General features: G+C 71.6%; 16 protein-coding genes and 2 pseudogenes. 13 read left to right on the forward strand and 5 right to left on the reverse strand.

The features are described from left to right. Position 1: 1 nt before the first annotated feature. Positions 2-691 carry a hypothetical protein gene (locus AC5Y4S_RS21900; protein ID WP_500034735.1) on the reverse strand — a complete coding sequence of 230 codons (690 nt, stop codon included), beginning with the start codon at positions 689-691 and terminating at the stop codon, positions 2-4. A gap of 97 nt (positions 692-788) precedes the next feature. Between AC5Y4S_RS21900 and AC5Y4S_RS21905 the strand changes: the two genes are divergently transcribed. From AC5Y4S_RS21905 to AC5Y4S_RS21925, 5 genes are read left to right on the forward strand one after another with little or no spacing between them, the layout of a single operon-like run. Next, positions 789-2,405 (forward strand): peptide ABC transporter substrate-binding protein, encoded by a 1,617-nt coding sequence (locus tag AC5Y4S_RS21905; RefSeq protein WP_500034736.1) that lies wholly within the window; start codon positions 789-791, stop codon positions 2,403-2,405. Position 2,406: 1 nt separating this feature from the next. Next, entirely contained in the window at positions 2,407-3,333 is a 927-nt protein-coding gene (locus AC5Y4S_RS21910; protein ID WP_500034737.1) for an ABC transporter permease, read from the forward strand. Continuing rightward, complete coding sequence (locus tag AC5Y4S_RS21915; protein ID WP_500034738.1) at positions 3,326-4,189, forward strand: ABC transporter permease; 864 nt, start codon at positions 3,326-3,328, stop codon at positions 4,187-4,189. The genes AC5Y4S_RS21910 and AC5Y4S_RS21915 overlap by 8 nt, the downstream gene beginning before the upstream one ends. Next, positions 4,186-5,793 (forward strand): dipeptide ABC transporter ATP-binding protein, encoded by a 1,608-nt coding sequence (locus AC5Y4S_RS21920; RefSeq protein ID WP_500034739.1) that lies wholly within the window; start codon positions 4,186-4,188, stop codon positions 5,791-5,793. The genes AC5Y4S_RS21915 and AC5Y4S_RS21920 overlap by 4 nt, the downstream gene beginning before the upstream one ends. Positions 5,794-5,804: 11 nt before the next feature. Then, positions 5,805-6,563, forward strand: a complete 759-nt coding sequence (locus AC5Y4S_RS21925; RefSeq protein ID WP_500034740.1) for an oxidoreductase — start codon at positions 5,805-5,807, stop codon at positions 6,561-6,563. Between the two features lie 429 nt (positions 6,564-6,992). Here the strand turns inward: AC5Y4S_RS21925 and AC5Y4S_RS21930 are convergent, their stop codons facing one another. Beyond that, positions 6,993-7,850: an HAD-IB family hydrolase gene (locus AC5Y4S_RS21930; protein ID WP_500034741.1), complete on the reverse strand. Its 858-nt coding sequence runs from the start codon at positions 7,848-7,850 to the stop codon at positions 6,993-6,995. A gap of 493 nt (positions 7,851-8,343) precedes the next feature. Between AC5Y4S_RS21930 and ssd the strand changes: the two genes are divergently transcribed. From ssd to AC5Y4S_RS21965, 7 genes are read left to right on the forward strand one after another with little or no spacing between them, the layout of a single operon-like run. After that, positions 8,344-9,384, forward strand: coding sequence for a septum site-determining protein Ssd (gene ssd / locus AC5Y4S_RS21935; RefSeq protein ID WP_500034997.1), 1,041 nt, complete (start codon positions 8,344-8,346; stop codon positions 9,382-9,384). Continuing rightward, positions 9,381-10,544 carry a TadA family conjugal transfer-associated ATPase gene (locus tag AC5Y4S_RS21940; RefSeq protein WP_500034742.1) on the forward strand — a complete coding sequence of 388 codons (1,164 nt, stop codon included), beginning with the start codon at positions 9,381-9,383 and terminating at the stop codon, positions 10,542-10,544. Before ssd ends, AC5Y4S_RS21940 begins: the two co-directional genes overlap by 4 nt. Next, positions 10,541-11,338 carry a type II secretion system F family protein gene (locus tag AC5Y4S_RS21945; protein WP_500034743.1) on the forward strand — a complete coding sequence of 266 codons (798 nt, stop codon included), beginning with the start codon at positions 10,541-10,543 and terminating at the stop codon, positions 11,336-11,338. The genes AC5Y4S_RS21940 and AC5Y4S_RS21945 overlap by 4 nt, the downstream gene beginning before the upstream one ends. Beyond that, entirely contained in the window at positions 11,335-11,913 is a 579-nt protein-coding gene (locus AC5Y4S_RS21950; RefSeq protein WP_500034744.1) for a type II secretion system F family protein, read from the forward strand. The genes AC5Y4S_RS21945 and AC5Y4S_RS21950 overlap by 4 nt, the downstream gene beginning before the upstream one ends. Before the next feature lie 18 nt (positions 11,914-11,931). Beyond that, positions 11,932-12,132: a DUF4244 domain-containing protein gene (locus tag AC5Y4S_RS21955; RefSeq protein ID WP_068108717.1), complete on the forward strand. Its 201-nt coding sequence runs from the start codon at positions 11,932-11,934 to the stop codon at positions 12,130-12,132. Positions 12,133-12,167: 35 nt separating this feature from the next. Next, positions 12,168-12,458, forward strand: a complete 291-nt coding sequence (locus tag AC5Y4S_RS21960) for a TadE family type IV pilus minor pilin (RefSeq protein ID WP_500034998.1) — start codon at positions 12,168-12,170, stop codon at positions 12,456-12,458. Between the two features lie 31 nt (positions 12,459-12,489). Further along, entirely contained in the window at positions 12,490-12,798 is a 309-nt protein-coding gene (locus AC5Y4S_RS21965; RefSeq protein WP_500034745.1) for an Rv3654c family TadE-like protein, read from the forward strand. Positions 12,799-13,940: 1,142 nt separating this feature from the next. Here AC5Y4S_RS21965 and AC5Y4S_RS21970 read toward each other — a convergent pair. The 3 genes and pseudogenes from AC5Y4S_RS21970 to AC5Y4S_RS21980 all read right to left on the reverse strand — a co-directional run. Further along, positions 13,941-14,033: pseudogene (locus AC5Y4S_RS21970) on the reverse strand (PGRS repeat-containing protein); the annotation flags it as partial. A 1,083-nt stretch (positions 14,034-15,116) separates the two neighbouring features. Continuing rightward, positions 15,117-15,653 (reverse strand): annotated as a pseudogene (locus AC5Y4S_RS21975) (PE family protein); the annotation flags it as partial. 129 nt (positions 15,654-15,782) lie between these two features. Beyond that, complete coding sequence (locus AC5Y4S_RS21980) at positions 15,783-16,025, reverse strand: hypothetical protein (RefSeq protein ID WP_500034999.1); 243 nt, start codon at positions 16,023-16,025, stop codon at positions 15,783-15,785. Between AC5Y4S_RS21980 and AC5Y4S_RS21985 the strand changes: the two genes are divergently transcribed. Beyond that, complete coding sequence (locus AC5Y4S_RS21985) at positions 15,994-16,161, forward strand: hypothetical protein (protein ID WP_500035014.1); 168 nt, start codon at positions 15,994-15,996, stop codon at positions 16,159-16,161. The two genes, AC5Y4S_RS21980 and AC5Y4S_RS21985, sit on opposite strands and share 32 nt — an antisense overlap. Positions 16,162-16,167 lie beyond the last annotated feature (6 nt).

Below are 16,167 nucleotides of genomic sequence, written 5' to 3' on the forward strand. Positions count from 1 at the left end.
GTCAGGCGCCGACCCGTGCCAGGCAGTAGACGCGCGGCGGCACCGGATAAGCGATGGCCTTGTCGCCGGTCGCGCACCGTGCGGTGTCCGTGCTGCCGTCGAAGCGCTGAACGACTCGGTCCAGCGAGGGCTGGGGCTCGGCGCAGTCGTCCGGCCTCATCGTCAGGTTTTCGGCGCCGTTGGTCAGCTGGTAGCAGCGGCCCTGCTGGAGGTTGAGCGCGAAGCACAGGATGGCGGAGTCGTCGGTGTATCGGCTGTAGACGGAGTTATCGCGTTTGCCGTCCGGGCAGTTCGCCGTGGGGCTGCCCTTGTAGGCGAGTTGATAGGTGTTCGCCGGGTTCGCGCAGTCGTTGGCCGGGCTGGAACTGAAAGTCCTTGCGAGAAACTCGTTTTGGTCGATGCACTGGCCCACCGGCATGGACTTGTCGGTGTCGAACAGGCTCCGCTTGTTCAGTCGCACGAGGTTTCCCGCGATTCCGAGCGCACCCAGGGTGAGCAGCACGGCACCGACGACGATCAGCGTGGTGGTCCACTTCGCGGGCCGGGACTGCGGCGAATCCGGGGGGCCGGCGGTGACGGCCCGCGCGCTGCGCGCGCGTAACCCGATTATCAGACAGACCACACCGATCGCCGGAACGCCCAACACCGCCGCCAGATATCCGACCTGAACGCCGACTTCGTGCGAGGTCACAGCGTCATCCTAGCCGCGACGCGGTGCGCCGGTTCGCCATCGCCGACCAGGCGCGCCCGTTCGGTTCGGGGGCGCCGCAGGCCTTAGGGTCGCTGGCATGCGTCGGATGCGGGCCGCGCTGGCCGTCCTTGCCGCCGGGATGCTGGCGGCCGGGACGCTGGCCGGCTGCGGCGGCGGCATGCTCAGCCCCGATCTGGTGGTGGTCAACAGTGGGGAGCCACCGAGCCCGTTGATTCCGACCGGTACCACCGACAGCCTGGGCGGGCGGATCCTCGATCGGCTGTTCGCCGGCCTGGTGTCCTACGATGCCGCCGGCAAACCTTCGCCAGAAGTGGCGCAGTCGATCGAGACCACCGACAACATCAACTACCGGATCCTGCTCAAACCGGACTGGAAGTTCACCGACGGCTCACCGGTGACGGCCCACTCGTTCGTCGACGCGTGGAATTACGGCGCGCTGAGCACCAATGCCCAACTGCAGCAAGACTTCTTCAGCCCGATCGACGGGTTCGATGAGGTAGCCGGTGCCGATGCAAAGCTGACCACCATGTCCGGGCTGCGGGTGGTCAACGATCTCGAGTTCAGCGTGCGGCTCAAGGCGCCGACCGTCGACTTCGTGCTGCGGCTGGGCCATAGCGCGTTCTATCCATTGCCGGACAGAGCATTTCGGGACATGGCGGCGTTCGGACGCAACCCGGTCGGCGACGGCCCATACCAGCTTTCCGACGGGCCCGACGGGCCGGCGTGGGAGCACAACGTGAAAATCGACCTGCGGCCCAACCCCGGCTACCACGGCAACCGCAAACCGCACAACAAGGGCCTGAGGTTCGAGTTCTACGGCAACCTGGACACCGCCTACGCAGACCTGCTGTCCGGCAATCTGGATGTCCTGGACACGATTCCGTCGAGTGCGCTGACGATCTACAAGCGTGATCTGGGCGGTAACTTCGCCAGTGGTCCCGTCGCGGTGAGCCAGTCGCTCGACACGCCGCTGCGGCTACCCCACTTCGGCGGCGAGGAGGGCCGGCTGCGCCGGTTGGCGTTGTCGGCGGCCATCAACCGCCCGCAGATCTGCCAGCAGATCTTCAACGGAACCCGCAGCCCGGCGCGCGATTTCACCGCCCGATCCCTGCCGGGGTTCGATCCGAATATCCCGGGCAACGACGCGTTGGACTTCAACCCCGAACGGGCCAGGCAGCTCTGGGCGCAGGCCAATGCGATCTCGCCGTGGAGCGGCCGCTACCTGATCGCCTACAACGCCGACAGCGGCCATCAGGAGTGGGTGGACGCGGTCGCCAACAGCATCAAGAACGTGCTGGGCATCGATGCCGCCGGCGCGCCGCACCCCACCTTCGCAGGATACCGCACCCTGATCACCAACCACACGATCGACACCGCGTTCCGTGCTGGCTGGATCGGGGACTATCCGTCGATGATCGAGTTCCTCGCCCCGCTGTACGCGACCGGTGCGGGATCCAACGACGTCGGATACTCCAGCCGCGAATTCGACGCCGCGCTGGCCGCCGCCGAGGCCGCGCCCAGCCTGCCGGAGGCGGACACGCTGGCCAACGCCGCACAGCGAATCCTGCTGCACGACATGCCGGCCGTGCCGCTCTGGTATTACATCGCCGTGCTGGGCTGGTCGTCGGCGGTGCGGGGCGTCACGGTGACATGGAACGGGATGCCCGACTACGAGAACATCGTCAAGGCCTGAAATGGGTTGGTACATAGCGCGCCGGATCGCCGTCATGGTGCCGGTTTTCCTCGGCGCCACGCTGCTGATCTACGGCATGGTCTTCCTGCTACCGGGTGACCCGGTGGCCGCGATCGCCGGGGATCGGCCGCTGACTCCCGCGGTGGCCGCCGCGCTGCGCGCCCGTTATCACCTCGACGATCCCTTCCTGGTCCAGTACCTGCGCTACCTGGGCGGTATCTTCCGCGGCGACCTGGGCCGCGCCTACTCCGGGTTGCCGGTCAGTTCGGTTCTGGCACACGCCTTTCCGGTGACCATCCGGCTGGCGCTGATCGCCCTTGTGGTGGAGGCGGTGCTGGGGATCGGCTTCGGTGCGATCGCAGGCTTGCGCCAAGGGGGGATCTTCGACGCCACGGTGCTCATCACCGGGCTGATCATCATCGCGATCCCGATTTTCGTGCTGGGCTTTTTGGCGCAGTTCGTGTTCGGCGTGCGGTTGGGGATCGCGCCCGTCACCGTCGGCGAACGGGCGACATTCGGGCGACTGCTATTGCCCGGGATCGTGTTGGGCGCCGTGTCATTCGCCTACGTCGTGCGGTTGACCCGTTCCTCGGTGGCCGCGAACGCGCACGCGGACTACGTCCGCACCGCCACCGCCAAGGGGTTGTCGCGGCCCCGTGTGGTGACGGTGCACATCCTGCGAAACTCGCTGATCCCGGTGGTGACCTTCCTGGGCGCGGATCTGGGCGCGTTGATGGGCGGGGCCATTGTGACCGAGGGCATCTTCAACATCCACGGCGTCGGCGGTGTGCTGTATCAGGCGGTCACCCGGCAGGAGGCGCCGACGGTGGTGTCCATCGTGACGGTGTTGGTGCTGATCTATCTGGTCACCAACCTGCTGGTGGACCTGCTGTACGCGGCCCTGGACCCAAGGATCCGCTATGGATGAGCACTCCGGCTTCTGGGGCGAGACCTGGCGCAAGCTGCGCCGGCGGCCGAAGTTCGTCGCCGCCGGTGCCCTGATCCTGTTCGTCGTTGTGGTGGCGGCGTTTCCGTCGTTGTTCACCGGGGTCGACCCCAGCTATGCCGATCCCGCCCAGAGCCTGCTCGGCCCGTCGTCGGCGCATTGGTTCGGCACCGATCTGCAGGGCCACGACATCTACGCGCGCACCGTCTACGGAGCGCGCGCCTCGGTCTCCGTCGGGCTGGGCGCCACGCTGCTGGTTTTCGTCGTCGGCGGGGCGGTGGGGGCGCTGGCCGGCTTTTACGGCGGCTGGGTCGACGCGGTGGTCTCCCGGGTCACCGACGTGTTCTTCGGATTGCCGCTGCTGTTGGCCGCCATCGTGCTGATGCAGGTCTTGCACCACCGCACGGTGTGGACGGTGATCGCCATCCTGGCCCTGTTCGGCTGGCCGCAGGTGGCGAGGATCGCCCGCGGTGCGGTGCTCGAGGTCCGCGCCAGTGATTATGTGCTGGCTGCGAAGGCGTTGGGGCTGAGCAGGTTTCAGACCTTGTTGCGCCACGCGGTGCCCAACGCGCTGGGCCCGGTGATCGCGGTGGCGACCATCGCGCTGGGCATCTTCATCGTCACGGAGGCGACCCTGTCCTACCTCGGGGTCGGGCTGCCGACGACGGTGGTGTCGTGGGGTGGCGACATCAACGTCGCGCAAACCCGGCTGCGGGCCGGCTCGCCCATTTTGTTCTATCCGGCCAGCGCGCTGGCGATTACGGTGCTGGCGTTCATGATGATGGGTGACGCCCTGCGCGACGCCCTCGATCCGGCGTCGCGGGCGCTGCGCGCATGAACACGCAAGGCGCGCCGCTGCTCTCGGTCGAGGGCCTGGAGGTCCGGTTCGGAGCGAACGCGCCCGTTGTGTGCGGCGTGGACCTGACCGTGCTGCGCGGTCAGACCGTCGCGGTGGTCGGCGAATCCGGATCCGGGAAATCCACGACGGCCGCCGCGATCCTTGGCCTGCTCCCGCCCGGCGGCCGAATCTCGGCCGGCCGCATCGTGTTCGACGGCCGGGACATCACTGGTGCCGACCACCGGCTGTTGCGCTCGATCAGGGGCCGCGCCATCGGCTACGTGCCCCAAGATCCGATGACCAACCTCAACCCCGTGTGGAAGGTGGGTTTCCAGATCCGGGAAGCGTTGCGGGCGAACACCGATACCCGCGAGACGCGGCGCCGCGCGGTCGAGTTGCTGGCCGAGGCGGGCATGCCGGATCCGGTCAAACAGGCCGGCCGGTATCCCCATCAGCTGTCCGGCGGCATGTGCCAGCGCGCGCTGATCGCGATCGGGCTGGCCGGACGGCCCAAGCTGCTCATCGCCGATGAGCCGACGTCTGCGCTCGACGTCACCGTGCAACGGCAGGTGCTCGACCACTTGCAGGGGCTCACCGACCAACTCGGCACTGCGCTGCTGCTCATCACCCACGACCTGGCGCTCGCCGCGGAACGGGCCGAGTCGGTGATCGTCGTCCACCGCGGCGTGGTAGTGGAATCCGGTGCGGCGCAAGCCATCCTGCGGGAGCCTCGACACGAATACACCCGACGGCTGGTGGCCGCCGCCCCGTCACTGACCTCCGGCCCGTCCCGCGCCCGCGACCCGAAGGGATCCGCCGAAGACATCCTCGTCGCCTCGGAACTGACCAAGGTCTACCGGGAGTCGCGCGGAGTGCCCTGGCGGCGGGCGGAGTTTCGCGCCGTCGACGCCGTGTCGTTTCGGCTGCGCCGCGCGAGCACCCTGGCGATCGCGGGCGAGTCGGGGTCGGGAAAGTCGACGCTGGCGCGGATGGTGCTGGGTCTGTTGCGACCCACCTCGGGCTCCGTGGTTTTCGACGGCACCCGGATCGACGACGGGTTGGACCGCGAAACGGCGCTGGCGTTTCGCCGGCGCGTGCAGCCGGTGTTCCAAAACCCGTACAGCAGTTTGGATCCCATGTATTCGGTGTTTCGCGCCGTCGAGGAGCCGCTGCGGATCCACCGCGTCGGTGACCGTAGGCAGCGCGAGCGGGCGGTGCGCGAGCTCGTCGACCACGTCGCATTGCCGTCGTCCGTGTTGCGCCGGTTACCCCGCGAACTGTCGGGCGGCCAACGGCAGCGGGTGGCGATCGCGCGGGCGCTGGCGCTGCGGCCGGAGGTGCTGGTGTGCGACGAGGCCGTTTCGGCGCTCGACGTGCTCGTGCAGGCACAAATCCTCGACCTGCTGGCCGACCTGCAGGCCGAGTTGGGCCTGACCTACCTGTTCATCAGCCACGACCTGGCGGTCATCCGGCAGATCGCCGACGACGTCCTGGTGATGCGGGCCGGCCGGGTGGTCGAGCAGGCGCCCACCGAGGAGCTGTTTACCCGGCCCGCCCACGAGTACACCCGCCGGTTGTTGGAGGCCATTCCCCGTCCCCGATAGGTTGGCAACCTGTGACCGCTGACCCCCTGGCCCCGCTGCTGGCACTCCCCGGCGTCGCCGAGGCCAGCGACCGGGCCCGCGACGCGCTGGGCCGCGCCCATCGCCACCCGGCCAACCTGCGGCGCTGGCCGGTGACGGCCGCCGAAGCCGCGTTGCGCGCGGCGCGCGCGTCCTCGGTGCTCGATGGCGGTCCGGTGCGGCTGGACGATCTGGCGGACGCCGCGCAGGTCAGCGAGCCGGTTTTCGGCGGGGCGCTGCGGGTGGCCCAGGCGCTGGAGGGCGGGGGAGGGCCGCTGGTCGGGATCTGGCAGCGCGCGCCGTTGCAGGCGCTGGCCCGCCTGCACGTGCTCGCGGCGGCCGATCAGGTCGACGAAGATCGGCTCGGGCGTCCTCGGGCCGACGCCGAGGTTGGGCCGCGGCTGGAGTTGCTGGCGGAATTGGTGATGGGCCGTACGTCCGCGCCGGCGCCGGTGGTGGCCGCCGTCGCGCACGGAGAGCTGATGACCCTCAAGCCGTTCGGCAGCGCCGACGGCGTGGTGGCGCGAGCCGTGTCGCGGCTGGTGACCATCGCCAGCGGGCTGGACCCGCACGGGTTGGGCGTGCCCGAGGTCAGTTGGATGCGGCAGCCGGCCGACTACCGCGACGCCGCACGCGGATTCGCCGGCGGCACACCGGACGGTGTCGGTGCCTGGCTGGTGCTGTGTTGCCGGGCGCTGCAGGCGGGCGCGCAGGAGGCTTTGTCGATCGCCGAATCGCTGCCGAATCGATAGCCGACAGCGCACAAATCGGCGGCGCGGAATTTGTTGCACAAATGTAAAGCGGGCGACGTCCCGAATTATTCGGTCCGCCGCCCGCTAGCACGGAGCTCGGTTACCAAGCGTGCATTTCTGGGCTGCGTGGGTTGGCCTCGGCGATCTTGCGATGCTGCCGGCTGCAACCCCACCCAAAGGGCCGTCGACGCCTTTCACTTTTCGCAATTACGCAGGCCCGCAACACTTCTGCCATTATCGCGGCTATGACTCCGCGTGGGTGCCGGGTTCCGTGCTGGGCGCCAGGTGCGGGAGAACGATCCTTCTCTTCCGGATCGACCTTGGCCTCACCGGGCTTCCGTGGTTCCTTTGTACTACTAGTCCCCTAGCACATCAAGGCCTAAAGACGAAGCAAAAATCTATTGCCCGAATTGCATGTTTGCTGCGCGGCTAAAAGGCGAAGCGGCGCAGCAACGAGTAGGTGACCGCGCCGGCGGCGAGCGCGGTGACGCCAACTGCGGCGGTGGTCGCGATCGCGGCGCCCGAGGGTGCCGTGATCCGGTCGCGCAGGGACACCGGGCGGGAAAACATCAACACGGGCCAACCGCGCTCGGCGGCTTCTTTGCGCAAGGCGCGGTCCGGATTGACCACGCTGGGGTGGCCGACGGTCTCGAGCATCGGCAGGTCGGTGATCGAGTCGGAATACGCGTAGCAGTGCTCCAGTGGGTAGCCCTCGCGCGCGGCCAGCTCGCGGATCGCTTGCACCTTGCCTTCGCCGTAGCAGTAGAACGCGATCTCGCCGGTGTACTTGCCGTCGTCGACGACCATCCGGGTCGCCATCGCATGCGTGGCGCCGAGCGCCCGGGCGATGGGCGCCACGATCTCCTCCCCGGAAGCCGAGACGACGACGACGTCGCGACCGCAGAGTTTGTGCGCGGCGATGAGGTCCGCGGCTTCCGCGAACACCAGCGGGGTGACGATGTCGTGCAGCGTCTCGTTGACGATCGACTTGACCTGTTCCACGTCCCAACCGGCGACCATGTTCGTCATGTGGATGCGCATCCGGTCCATCTGGTCATGATCAGCACCGGAGAGCAGATAGATGAATTGGGCGTAGCTGGACTTGAGCACGGCGCGGCGGTTGAGCAGTCCCTGGTTGAAGAAGGGTTTGCTGAAAGCCAGCGTGCTGGACTTGGCGATGATGGTTTTGTCCAGGTCGAAGAAGGCGGCTGTGCGGGCGCGAGGAGCGGTGGTTGCAGGTGTTTCCGGTGAGGTTTGCTGCCGCGCGGCCGAGTCGGAGACGGTCACCGATCCAGCATAGGTCGGCGGTCCGACGGCGCCCTGGAGTTAGGCCCAAAACGGCCGCTCATGAAGGGCCCAAGAACATACTCTCGGTATTTTTGCGGCTCAACGCACCTTTCGTAAGAGCAACTACTTGCGTTAGTGCGGACTGTCATGTGTATAGTAAGCATTACTCGGCCTGAGCCGAGGGTGCATCAGCCCGACCCCCCGGGGCTGATACACGACGACCCTCGCCTCCTCCCCCCCTGGCGGGGGTCGTCCCTTTTCTGGGGTAAGTTTTCCCGCCGCAATAGGGCGTCGACGCATCGGCCGCCGGGCGTTGCGGGAAAGCGTCCCACCCGCCCCCGGCTGAGCTCCCGGGCGACGCGTTTGTACACACTCGCGTCTCTATCCCCAAATCCGGCTTTGGGACTGGTGTGCCAAGGTCACGGCCCCGCAAGGTGGGTTGGTGACGAGCAACATCCGCCCGAAAGCGGCGGCTTCATCGGGCGTGCTGGCGGTGCTGGCGGACCCGGAGTTGCGCGACGAACTGGATCGGGTGGCCGCCGCGGTCGGCGTTCGGGTGGTCCACGCCGGCGGGTCCGCGGTGGGCCGGAAGGCATGGTCGGCCGCCGCCGCGGTGGTGCTGGACGAGTCGGCGGCGGAGCGGTGCGGGCGGGCGGCGCTGCCGAGGCGCGCCCATGTCAGCGTCCTGACCATCGCCGAACCCTCGACAGCGACCTGGGCGGCGGCCGTCGCGGTCGGCGCCGAACACGTTCTAAAGCTGCCCGACCAAGAACGCGAGTTGATCGGCGAGCTCGCTGAGGCCGGCGAGGCCGCGCGCGACGACGCCCCGCGCGGCGCAGTCGTCGCCGTCATCGGGGGCTGCGGCGGAGCCGGCGCGTCGGTGCTCTCGGTCGCCGTCGCGCAGGCCGCCGGCGACGCCCTGCTGATCGACCTCGACCCGTGGGGCGGCGGCATCGACTTGCTGGTGGGAGCCGAGAGCACACCCGGGGTGCGCTGGCCCGACCTGGCGCTGCAGGGTGGCCGGCTCAACTGGCCGGCCGTGCGCGAGGCGCTGCCGCGGCACGGCGGAATCAGCCTGCTGTCCGGCACCCGCCGCGGGTCCGAGGTGGGCGGCGCGGCGGTGGACGCCGTCGTCGACGCCGGGCGCCGCGGCGGCGTCACCGTGGTCTGCGACCTTCCCCGCCGTCTCACCGACGCAACGCAGGCCGCGCTGGACGCCGCCGACCTGGTCGTCGTGGTCACCCGCTGCGACGTGCGCGCTTGCGCGGCGGCCGCGGCCATGGGCCCGACGCTCGCCGCGATCAATCCCAATCTCGGGTTGGTCGTGCGGGGCCCCTCGCCGGGCGGATTGCGGGCGGCCGAGATCGCCGACGTCACCGGCCTGCCGCTGCTCGCGTCGATCAGGGCTGAGCCCCAACTGGTCCGGCAGCTGGAGCGCGGCGGCCTGCGGTTGGGCCGCCGCGGTCCGCTCACCGCGGCGGCCCGCCGGGTGCTCGCGCTGCTGCCCGCGGGGCGGAGGGGGCTGGCGGCGTGAGTGGCTCGCTGATCGAGCGGGTGCGCGAGCGATTGGCAGCCGAATCGGTACCGCTGCGGCCCAGCGTGGTGGCCGCCGCGATCCGGGCCGAGTCCGGCGGGATGCTCGGCGATACCGAGGTCCTGGCCAACCTGCGCCTGCTGGAAACCGAGCTGACCGGTGCCGGCATCCTCGAACCGCTGTTGTGCGCGGACGGCACCACCGACGTCCTGGTGACCGCGCCCGACGCGGTCTGGGTCGACGATGGAAACGGGTTGCGGCGCAGCGGCATTCGTTTTGCCGACGAGGCGGCGGTGCGGCGCCTGGCGCAGCGGCTGGCGCTGGCCGCCGGCCGGCGCCTCGACGACGCCCAGCCCTGGGTGGACGGCCAGCTGACCGGCATCGGCGCCGGCGGGTTCGCGGTGCGGTTGCACGCCGTGTTGCCGCCCGTCGCGGCCGGCGGCACCTGCCTGTCGCTGCGCGTATTGCGCCCGGCCACTCAGGATTTGGCGGCCCTGACCGCGGCGGGCGCGATCGATCCGCGGGCCGGTGCGCTGATCGGCGACATCATCGCCGCACGGTTGGCGTTCCTGGTGAGCGGAGGCACCGGCGCCGGCAAGACCACCCTGCTCGCCGCGATGTTGGGCGCCGTGCCGGCGGCCGAACGGATCGTCTGCGTCGAGGACGCCGCCGAGCTCGCCCCCCGGCATCCGCATCTGGTCAAGCTGGTCGCGCGCTGCCCCAACGTCGAAGGCGTCGGCGAGGTCCCGGTGCGTGAACTCGTCCGGCAGGCGTTGCGGATGCGGCCCGACCGCATCGTGGTCGGCGAGGTCAGGGGCCCCGAGGTGGTCGATTTGCTGGCGGCGCTGAACACCGGCCACGACGGCGGCGCGGGCACGGTGCACGCCAACAATCCGGGCGAGGTTCCCGCCCGGCTGGAGGCGCTGGGCGCGCTCGGCGGCCTGGGCAGAGCGGCGCTGCACAGTCAGCTGGCCGCGGCGGTGCAGGTGCTGCTGCACGTCACTCGGGACCGGACCGGTCGCCGTCGGCTCGGCGAGATCGCCGTGCTGCGCCAGGTCGACGGGCAGGTGCGGGCGGTCACCGTGTGGCACGCGGACCGGGGCATGACCGACGACGCGGGGGACCTGCATCGCCTGCTGCGCGGCCGGATGCCGGCATGAACGGCCTCGCGGTTGGTGCGCTGCTGTTATCCCTTGCGCTGCTGGTGCTTCCGTCGTCGTCGCGGCGCCGGCTGCCGAGGCCGGCGCGGGTTCGCCGGCGCCCGGCCGCTGGGGGCGCGGTTGCCTGCGTCGCCTTCGCGCTTGCCGCGGCCGCCGTCATGCTGCTGCCCTGGACGGCGGTCCTCGCCGCAGGGGTGATCGGCGCGACGGTGATCGTGCGTGACCGACGTCGCCGCCGGATCCGCCGAGCCCTGGACGAGGGCCGAGCCCTGGAAACCGCGCTCGACGTACTGGTCGGCGAGCTGCGGGTGGGCGCGCACCCGGTGCACGCATTCCAGGTCGCCGCCGAGGAAACCGTTGGGGCGGTCGGCACGTCGCTGCGGGCGGTCGCGGCGCGGGCCCGATTGGGCGCGGACGTCACGGCCGGCCTGCGGGCCGCGGGAGGATCGTCGACGCTGCCCGCGCAGTGGGATCGGCTCGCGGTGTGCTGGCAGCTGGCCAGCGACCAGGGGCTGGCGATCGCCACCCTGATGCGCGCCGCGCAGCGCGATATTGCTGAGCGGCAACGCTTTTCGGCGAGGGTGGCCTCGGGCATGGCCGGGGCGCGGGCCACGGCGACGATACTGGCGGCCCTGCCGGTGCTCGGTGTGCTGTTGGGTCAGTTGATCGGGGCGCGACCGCTGAGCTTTCTGCTGGACGGGCACGCCGGGGGCTGGCTGCTGGTGATCGGTTCGATGCTGTCCTGCGGGGGGCTGCTGTGGTCGGACCGCATCACGGATCGGGTCGGCGCATGACCACCGCGCTGCTGCTCGCCGCTGCGCTGTGGATCGGCCCCGGCCCCTCGGCGGTCCGGGCGCGTGCCGGAATACGGACCGGCGGCCAATTTCGGGGGAGGTCGCCGCGCGGCGGCCCGGACCCGCTTGCGGTCGCCTCCAGCCTCGACGTGCTGGCCGTATGCCTGGAAGCCGGCATGGCGGTGTCGACGGCAGCGGCCGCGACCGCCCCGTCCGCACCGCCGAGGCTGGCCGGGGTGTTGCGCCGCGCCGCGGACATGTTGGCGCTGGGCGCCGATCCCGCTGTGGCATGGGCGGTTCCGCCGACCGGGTCAGTCGACCCGCAAATCGATGCCCTGCTGCGGCTGGCGCGGCGTTCGGCCGCGTCGGGCGCGGCGCTGGCCCGCGGCGTCGCCGAGTTGGCCGATCAATCCCGCCACGAGGCCGCGCACGCGGCGACCGCGGCCGCCGAGCGGGCCGGGGTGCTGATCGCCGGGCCGCTCGGGCTCTGTTTCTTGCCGGCATTCGTCTGCCTGGGCATCGTCCCGGTGGTCGCGGGGCTGGCCGGTGACGTCCTGCAATCGGGCCTGCTGTGACAGAAAGGGAAGGCATTGATGGTCAACAAGTTTCGCGCGCTCCTGGCGCGGGTGGTCGTGCTGGCGACAGACGAGTCGGGCATGTCGACGGTCGAATACGCTATCGGCACCATCGCCGCGGCCGCGTTCGGCGCGATCCTCTACACCGTGGTTACCGGCGACTCGATCGTCTCGGCGCTGACGAACATCATCGGTCGCGCGCTGAACACCAAGGTCTAGCGGGCTGTGCGGGCGCGAGCACCGTTGAGGCGGCGCTGGCGATCGCCACGCTGGTCGTGGTGCTGGTGCTGTGCCTGGCTGGGGTCACCGCGGTGTCGATGCAGGTGCGCTGCGTCGACGCCGCCCGCGAGGCGGCCCGGCTGGCCGCGCGCGGCGACGAGCGTTCGGCCCTCGACGCCGCCCGGCGGATCGCGCCCGTGGGGTCGCGGGTCCAGGTGCGCCGCGACGGCGATTTCCTGGTGGCCACCGTGGTGGCGCGCTCGAACCTGTTGCCCTCGTTGGACATTGCCGCCAAGGCGGTCTCGGCGGCCGAGCCCAGCCGATGATCGCGGCTCAGCGACGGTACTCGCCGCTGCGATGGTCGCGGTGGTCCTGTCTGTCACCGGTGCCGGCGCCTACCTCGGCTCGGTGGTGGTGGCGCGCCACCGCGCGCAGTCGGCGGCCGACCTGGCGGCGTTGGCGGGGGCCGCACGGCTGCCTGCCGGGCCCGCGGTGGCCTGCTTCCGAGCGGCGCTGGTGGCGCGCGAGACGCAGATCGACAGGGTGCGCTGTGGGGTCGACGAACTCGACGTCGTCGTGACGGTCGAGGTCCGTGTCGCCTTCGCCGGCGCTGCGCGGGCCGTCGCCCGGGCTGGCCCGTCGAGCAGGTTAGTCGGCCACCCATAGGACGCCAGGGCCGCCGTCTCGGGTACTGCGGGGGCTTCGCGGTCGGAGCCTGCTAGTTACGCCTTCCCGTCGCTCCCGTTGTTGCCGAGCAGCAGCCCGCCCGTGCCGCCGGTACCGGCCGTGCCGCCGGCTTTCCCGGCGTTACCACCGTTACCGCCGTCGCCGATCAACACGGCGTTGCCGCCATTCCCGCCTGTGCCGGCAGTCGCGCCTCCGAATCCGCCGGCGCCGCCGTCACCGCCGCTGCCGCTCGCGCCGGCCTTGCCGCCCATGCCCCCGTTGCCACCGGTGCCGGTGTTGGCGTTGTTGATGGCGCCCCCGCCAGCACCTCCGGCACCGCCGGAGCCGTTCAGCGAGCCGCCGCTGCCTCCGGCACCGCCGTTGCCGCCGGTGGTGATGCCACCGGCGGCGACGGCCTCGCCGCCAAGGCCGCCGGCGCCACCCGAGCCGAAGAGCACGCCGCCGTTGCCGCCGGTCCCCCCGTTCCCACCGGTCACGAAGCCAGACCCACCGGAGCCGCCGGCGCCGCCGGACGGACCACCCGCGAGCATGCCGGCGTTCCCGCCGGCCCCGCCCAGCCCGCCGGTGGTGTCGCCATGCCCACCACTGCCGCCGGTACCGCCGGCGCCAAAGAACCCGCCGGTTCCGCCGGCGCCGCCGGCCCCGCCGGTGGTAGCGCCGAAGCCGCCGGCCCCGCCGGTCCCGCCGCCGCTAAACAGCCCGCCGGCCCCGCCGGCCCCGCCGACGCCTCCGGTGCCACCGAACCCGCCAGGACCGCCGGCCCCGCCGTCGGCGAACAACCCGCCGGCCCCGCCGGCCCCGCCGTTCCCGCCATTCGGGCTCGCGCCCGCCCCGCCGATCCCGGCGCCCCCGACAAGGAAGCCGGCGTTCCCGCCCGCGCCGCCGGTCGCGCCTGGCCCGACGATGCCTGCTCCGCCGGCGCCGCCGCTGCCGCCGCTGCCGAACACCAGGGCGGCCCCGCCGGCCCCGCCGGATCCGCCGGTGCCGGCCGTTCCCAACCCGCCGGCCCCGCCGGTGCCGCCGGGGCCGAAGAAAATACCGCCGGCCCCGCCGGCCCCGCCGGATCCGCCGGTAACCGCGGTCGCGCCGGACGCGCCGTTTCCGCCGTTGCCGAACAACCATCCGCCGGCCCCACCGGGTGCACCGGTTCCCGGGGTGCCGTTGGCGCCGTTGCCGATCAGCGGGTGCCCGGTGGCCGTCTGAAAGGGCGTGTTGATCGCGGTGAGCACCTGTTGCTGCAGGGCGTGCAGCGGGTTGGTGCTGATTGGAGCGTTGGAGCCGTCTAGACCCAGCAACGCCCCGCCGACGCCGCCTTTGCCCGTCGTGCCCGCGGTCGTGCCGGTCCCGCCGCTGCCCCCGTTGCCGCCGGTCCCGATCAGCAGGCCGTTGCCTCCGGCCCCGCCGGCGCCGCCGTTGCCGGCCGCCGACCCGGTCCCGCCGCTGCCGCCGTTGCCGCCGTCGCCGATCAGACCCGCCTGGCCGCCGGCGCCGCCGGCGCCGCCGGTGGTGGCCCCGGCAATGCCACCAGCCCCTCCAGAGCCGCCCGCGCCGCCAGAGCCGTTGAGCATGCCGGCGTTTCCGCCGGCCCCTCCGGCCCCGCCGGCTGTGCCGCCGACACCGCCGGCGCCGCCCGCGCCGCCGGCGCCGAAGAGCAGCCCGGCATTGCCGCCGCCCCCGCCGTCCCCGCCGGTGGCGGCGGCTCCAATACCGTCTCCGCCGATGCCGCCAGCGCCACCGCTGGCGCCGAGGGCGAACATGCCGGCGTTGCCGCCGTGACCCCCGGCCCCGCCGGTGGCTGGGCTGCCCCCGGCGTGGCCACCGCTGCCGCCGGGACCGCCGGCGCCGAACGTCCCACCGTCTCCGCCGGCCCCGCCGGCGCCCCCACCACCACCGATGCTGGTCCCGCCGGCCCCGCCAGTGCCGCCGGTGCCGAACAGCCCGCCGGGCCCGCCGGCCCCGCCGGCCCCGCCCGCCGCGAGGTCGCCGACTCCGCCGGCGCCGCCGGCCCCGCCGCTGGACATGAAGCCGCCGGCGCCGCCGTTTCCGCCGGCGCCGCCGGGGCTGGCGACGCTAAAGGAGGCGCCGCCGACGCCGCCGACCCCGGCGGCACCGAACATCATCCCGGCGTTGCCGCCATTGCCGCCGGGTCCGCCGGCGCCGTTGACCGAGGCCCCGCCCGCCCCGCCGGTGCCGCCGGCGCCGACCAGCATGGCGCCGCCGCCGGCGCCGCCGGTCCCGCCAGCTCGGTTGGCCGCCGAGGTAGCGCCGCCGGCCCCGCCGGCCCCGCCGCTCCCGAACAGTCCGGCAACCCCGCCGGCGCCGCCGGGGCCGCCGTCGGCGGTCGTTGAGTTCGTTCCGGATCCGCCCGCCCCGCCGTTGCCGAGCAACCACCCGCCTGGCGTCCCGGGTTGCCCCGTGCCCGGGGTGCCGTTGGTGCCGTTGCCGATCAGCGGGCGACCGGTCTGCGCCACGAATGCCGCGTTGATCGCATCGATCAGGCTCTGCAAGGGCTGCGCGGCGGCGGCCTCGGCCGTCGCATACGAACCCGCGCCCGCGTTCAAGGCCTGCACAAACTGCTGATGAAACGCCACCGCCTGCGCGCTCGCGGCCTGAAATCCCTGCCCGTAGGACCCGAAGAGCGCCGCGATTGCGCCCGACACCTCATCGGCGCCCGCGGCCAGCAGCCTGGTCGTCTGGGCCGCCGCCGCCGCGTTGGCCTCGCCGAGCGTCGAACCGAGATTCGTTAAATCCGAAGCCGCGGCCGCCAGAGCCTCCGGGCCCACGATCAGCAACGACATTTGGCACCTCCCAGCGCGACATGACCAAGACGTCATCCCGAAAGTGGGGGCCCGACCCCCCGAAGAATCGGCACATCGGAGCTTACGGCCACGCGCGGCGAAAGATCATAGGGTTATCACGAAAATTCACCCGGGCGAGTGCGCGGTCAGCATCGCGTCACCTGATTAATCTGCGGCGTTCGGCAGCTTCGCCGCGGCGAGTTCGTCGGTCAGCAGCCGCAGCGACACGAGTCCGGCGTAGGTACCCGGTCCGAGCTCGACCCAGTTGGCGATGACGGTGTCATCCCCCGGTAGCCGCAGCGCCCGGTTGGTGGCAATGTTAGCGAATTCTGTTGGCATGCAATATATTAGGGGTTCATCGGTGGGGTGCACTCGGTTGTCAGGCTCGCTGACGCGCCACGCCCGCATCGCGTCCGTCGGGTCGCGCGTCCAGGTGCGCCGGGACGGCGATTTCCTGGTGGCCACCGTGGTGGCGCACTCGAAACTGTTGCCCTCGTTGGACATTGCCGCCAAGGCGGTCTCGGCGGCCGAGTCCGGCCGATAATCGGCT

This window comes from Mycobacterium sp. NGS64 (assembly GCF_059812245.1).

Coding starts and splice junctions, on each gene's coding strand:
- AC5Y4S_RS21905 (WP_500034736.1), top strand. CDS start 789: ATGCGTCGGATGCGGGCCGCGCTGGCCGTCCTTGCCGCCGGGATGCTG.
- AC5Y4S_RS21910 (WP_500034737.1), top strand. CDS start 2,407: ATGGGTTGGTACATAGCGCGCCGGATCGCCGTCATGGTGCCGGTTTTC.
- AC5Y4S_RS21915 (WP_500034738.1), top strand. CDS start 3,326: ATGGATGAGCACTCCGGCTTCTGGGGCGAGACCTGGCGCAAGCTGCGC.
- AC5Y4S_RS21920 (WP_500034739.1), top strand. CDS start 4,186: ATGAACACGCAAGGCGCGCCGCTGCTCTCGGTCGAGGGCCTGGAGGTC.
- AC5Y4S_RS21945 (WP_500034743.1), top strand. CDS start 10,541: ATGAACGGCCTCGCGGTTGGTGCGCTGCTGTTATCCCTTGCGCTGCTG.
- AC5Y4S_RS21950 (WP_500034744.1), top strand. CDS start 11,335: ATGACCACCGCGCTGCTGCTCGCCGCTGCGCTGTGGATCGGCCCCGGC.
- AC5Y4S_RS21955 (WP_068108717.1), top strand. CDS start 11,932: ATGGTCAACAAGTTTCGCGCGCTCCTGGCGCGGGTGGTCGTGCTGGCG.
- AC5Y4S_RS21965 (WP_500034745.1), top strand. CDS start 12,490: ATGGTCGCGGTGGTCCTGTCTGTCACCGGTGCCGGCGCCTACCTCGGC.
- AC5Y4S_RS21980 (WP_500034999.1), bottom strand. CDS start 16,025: ATGCGGGCGTGGCGCGTCAGCGAGCCTGACAACCGAGTGCACCCCACC.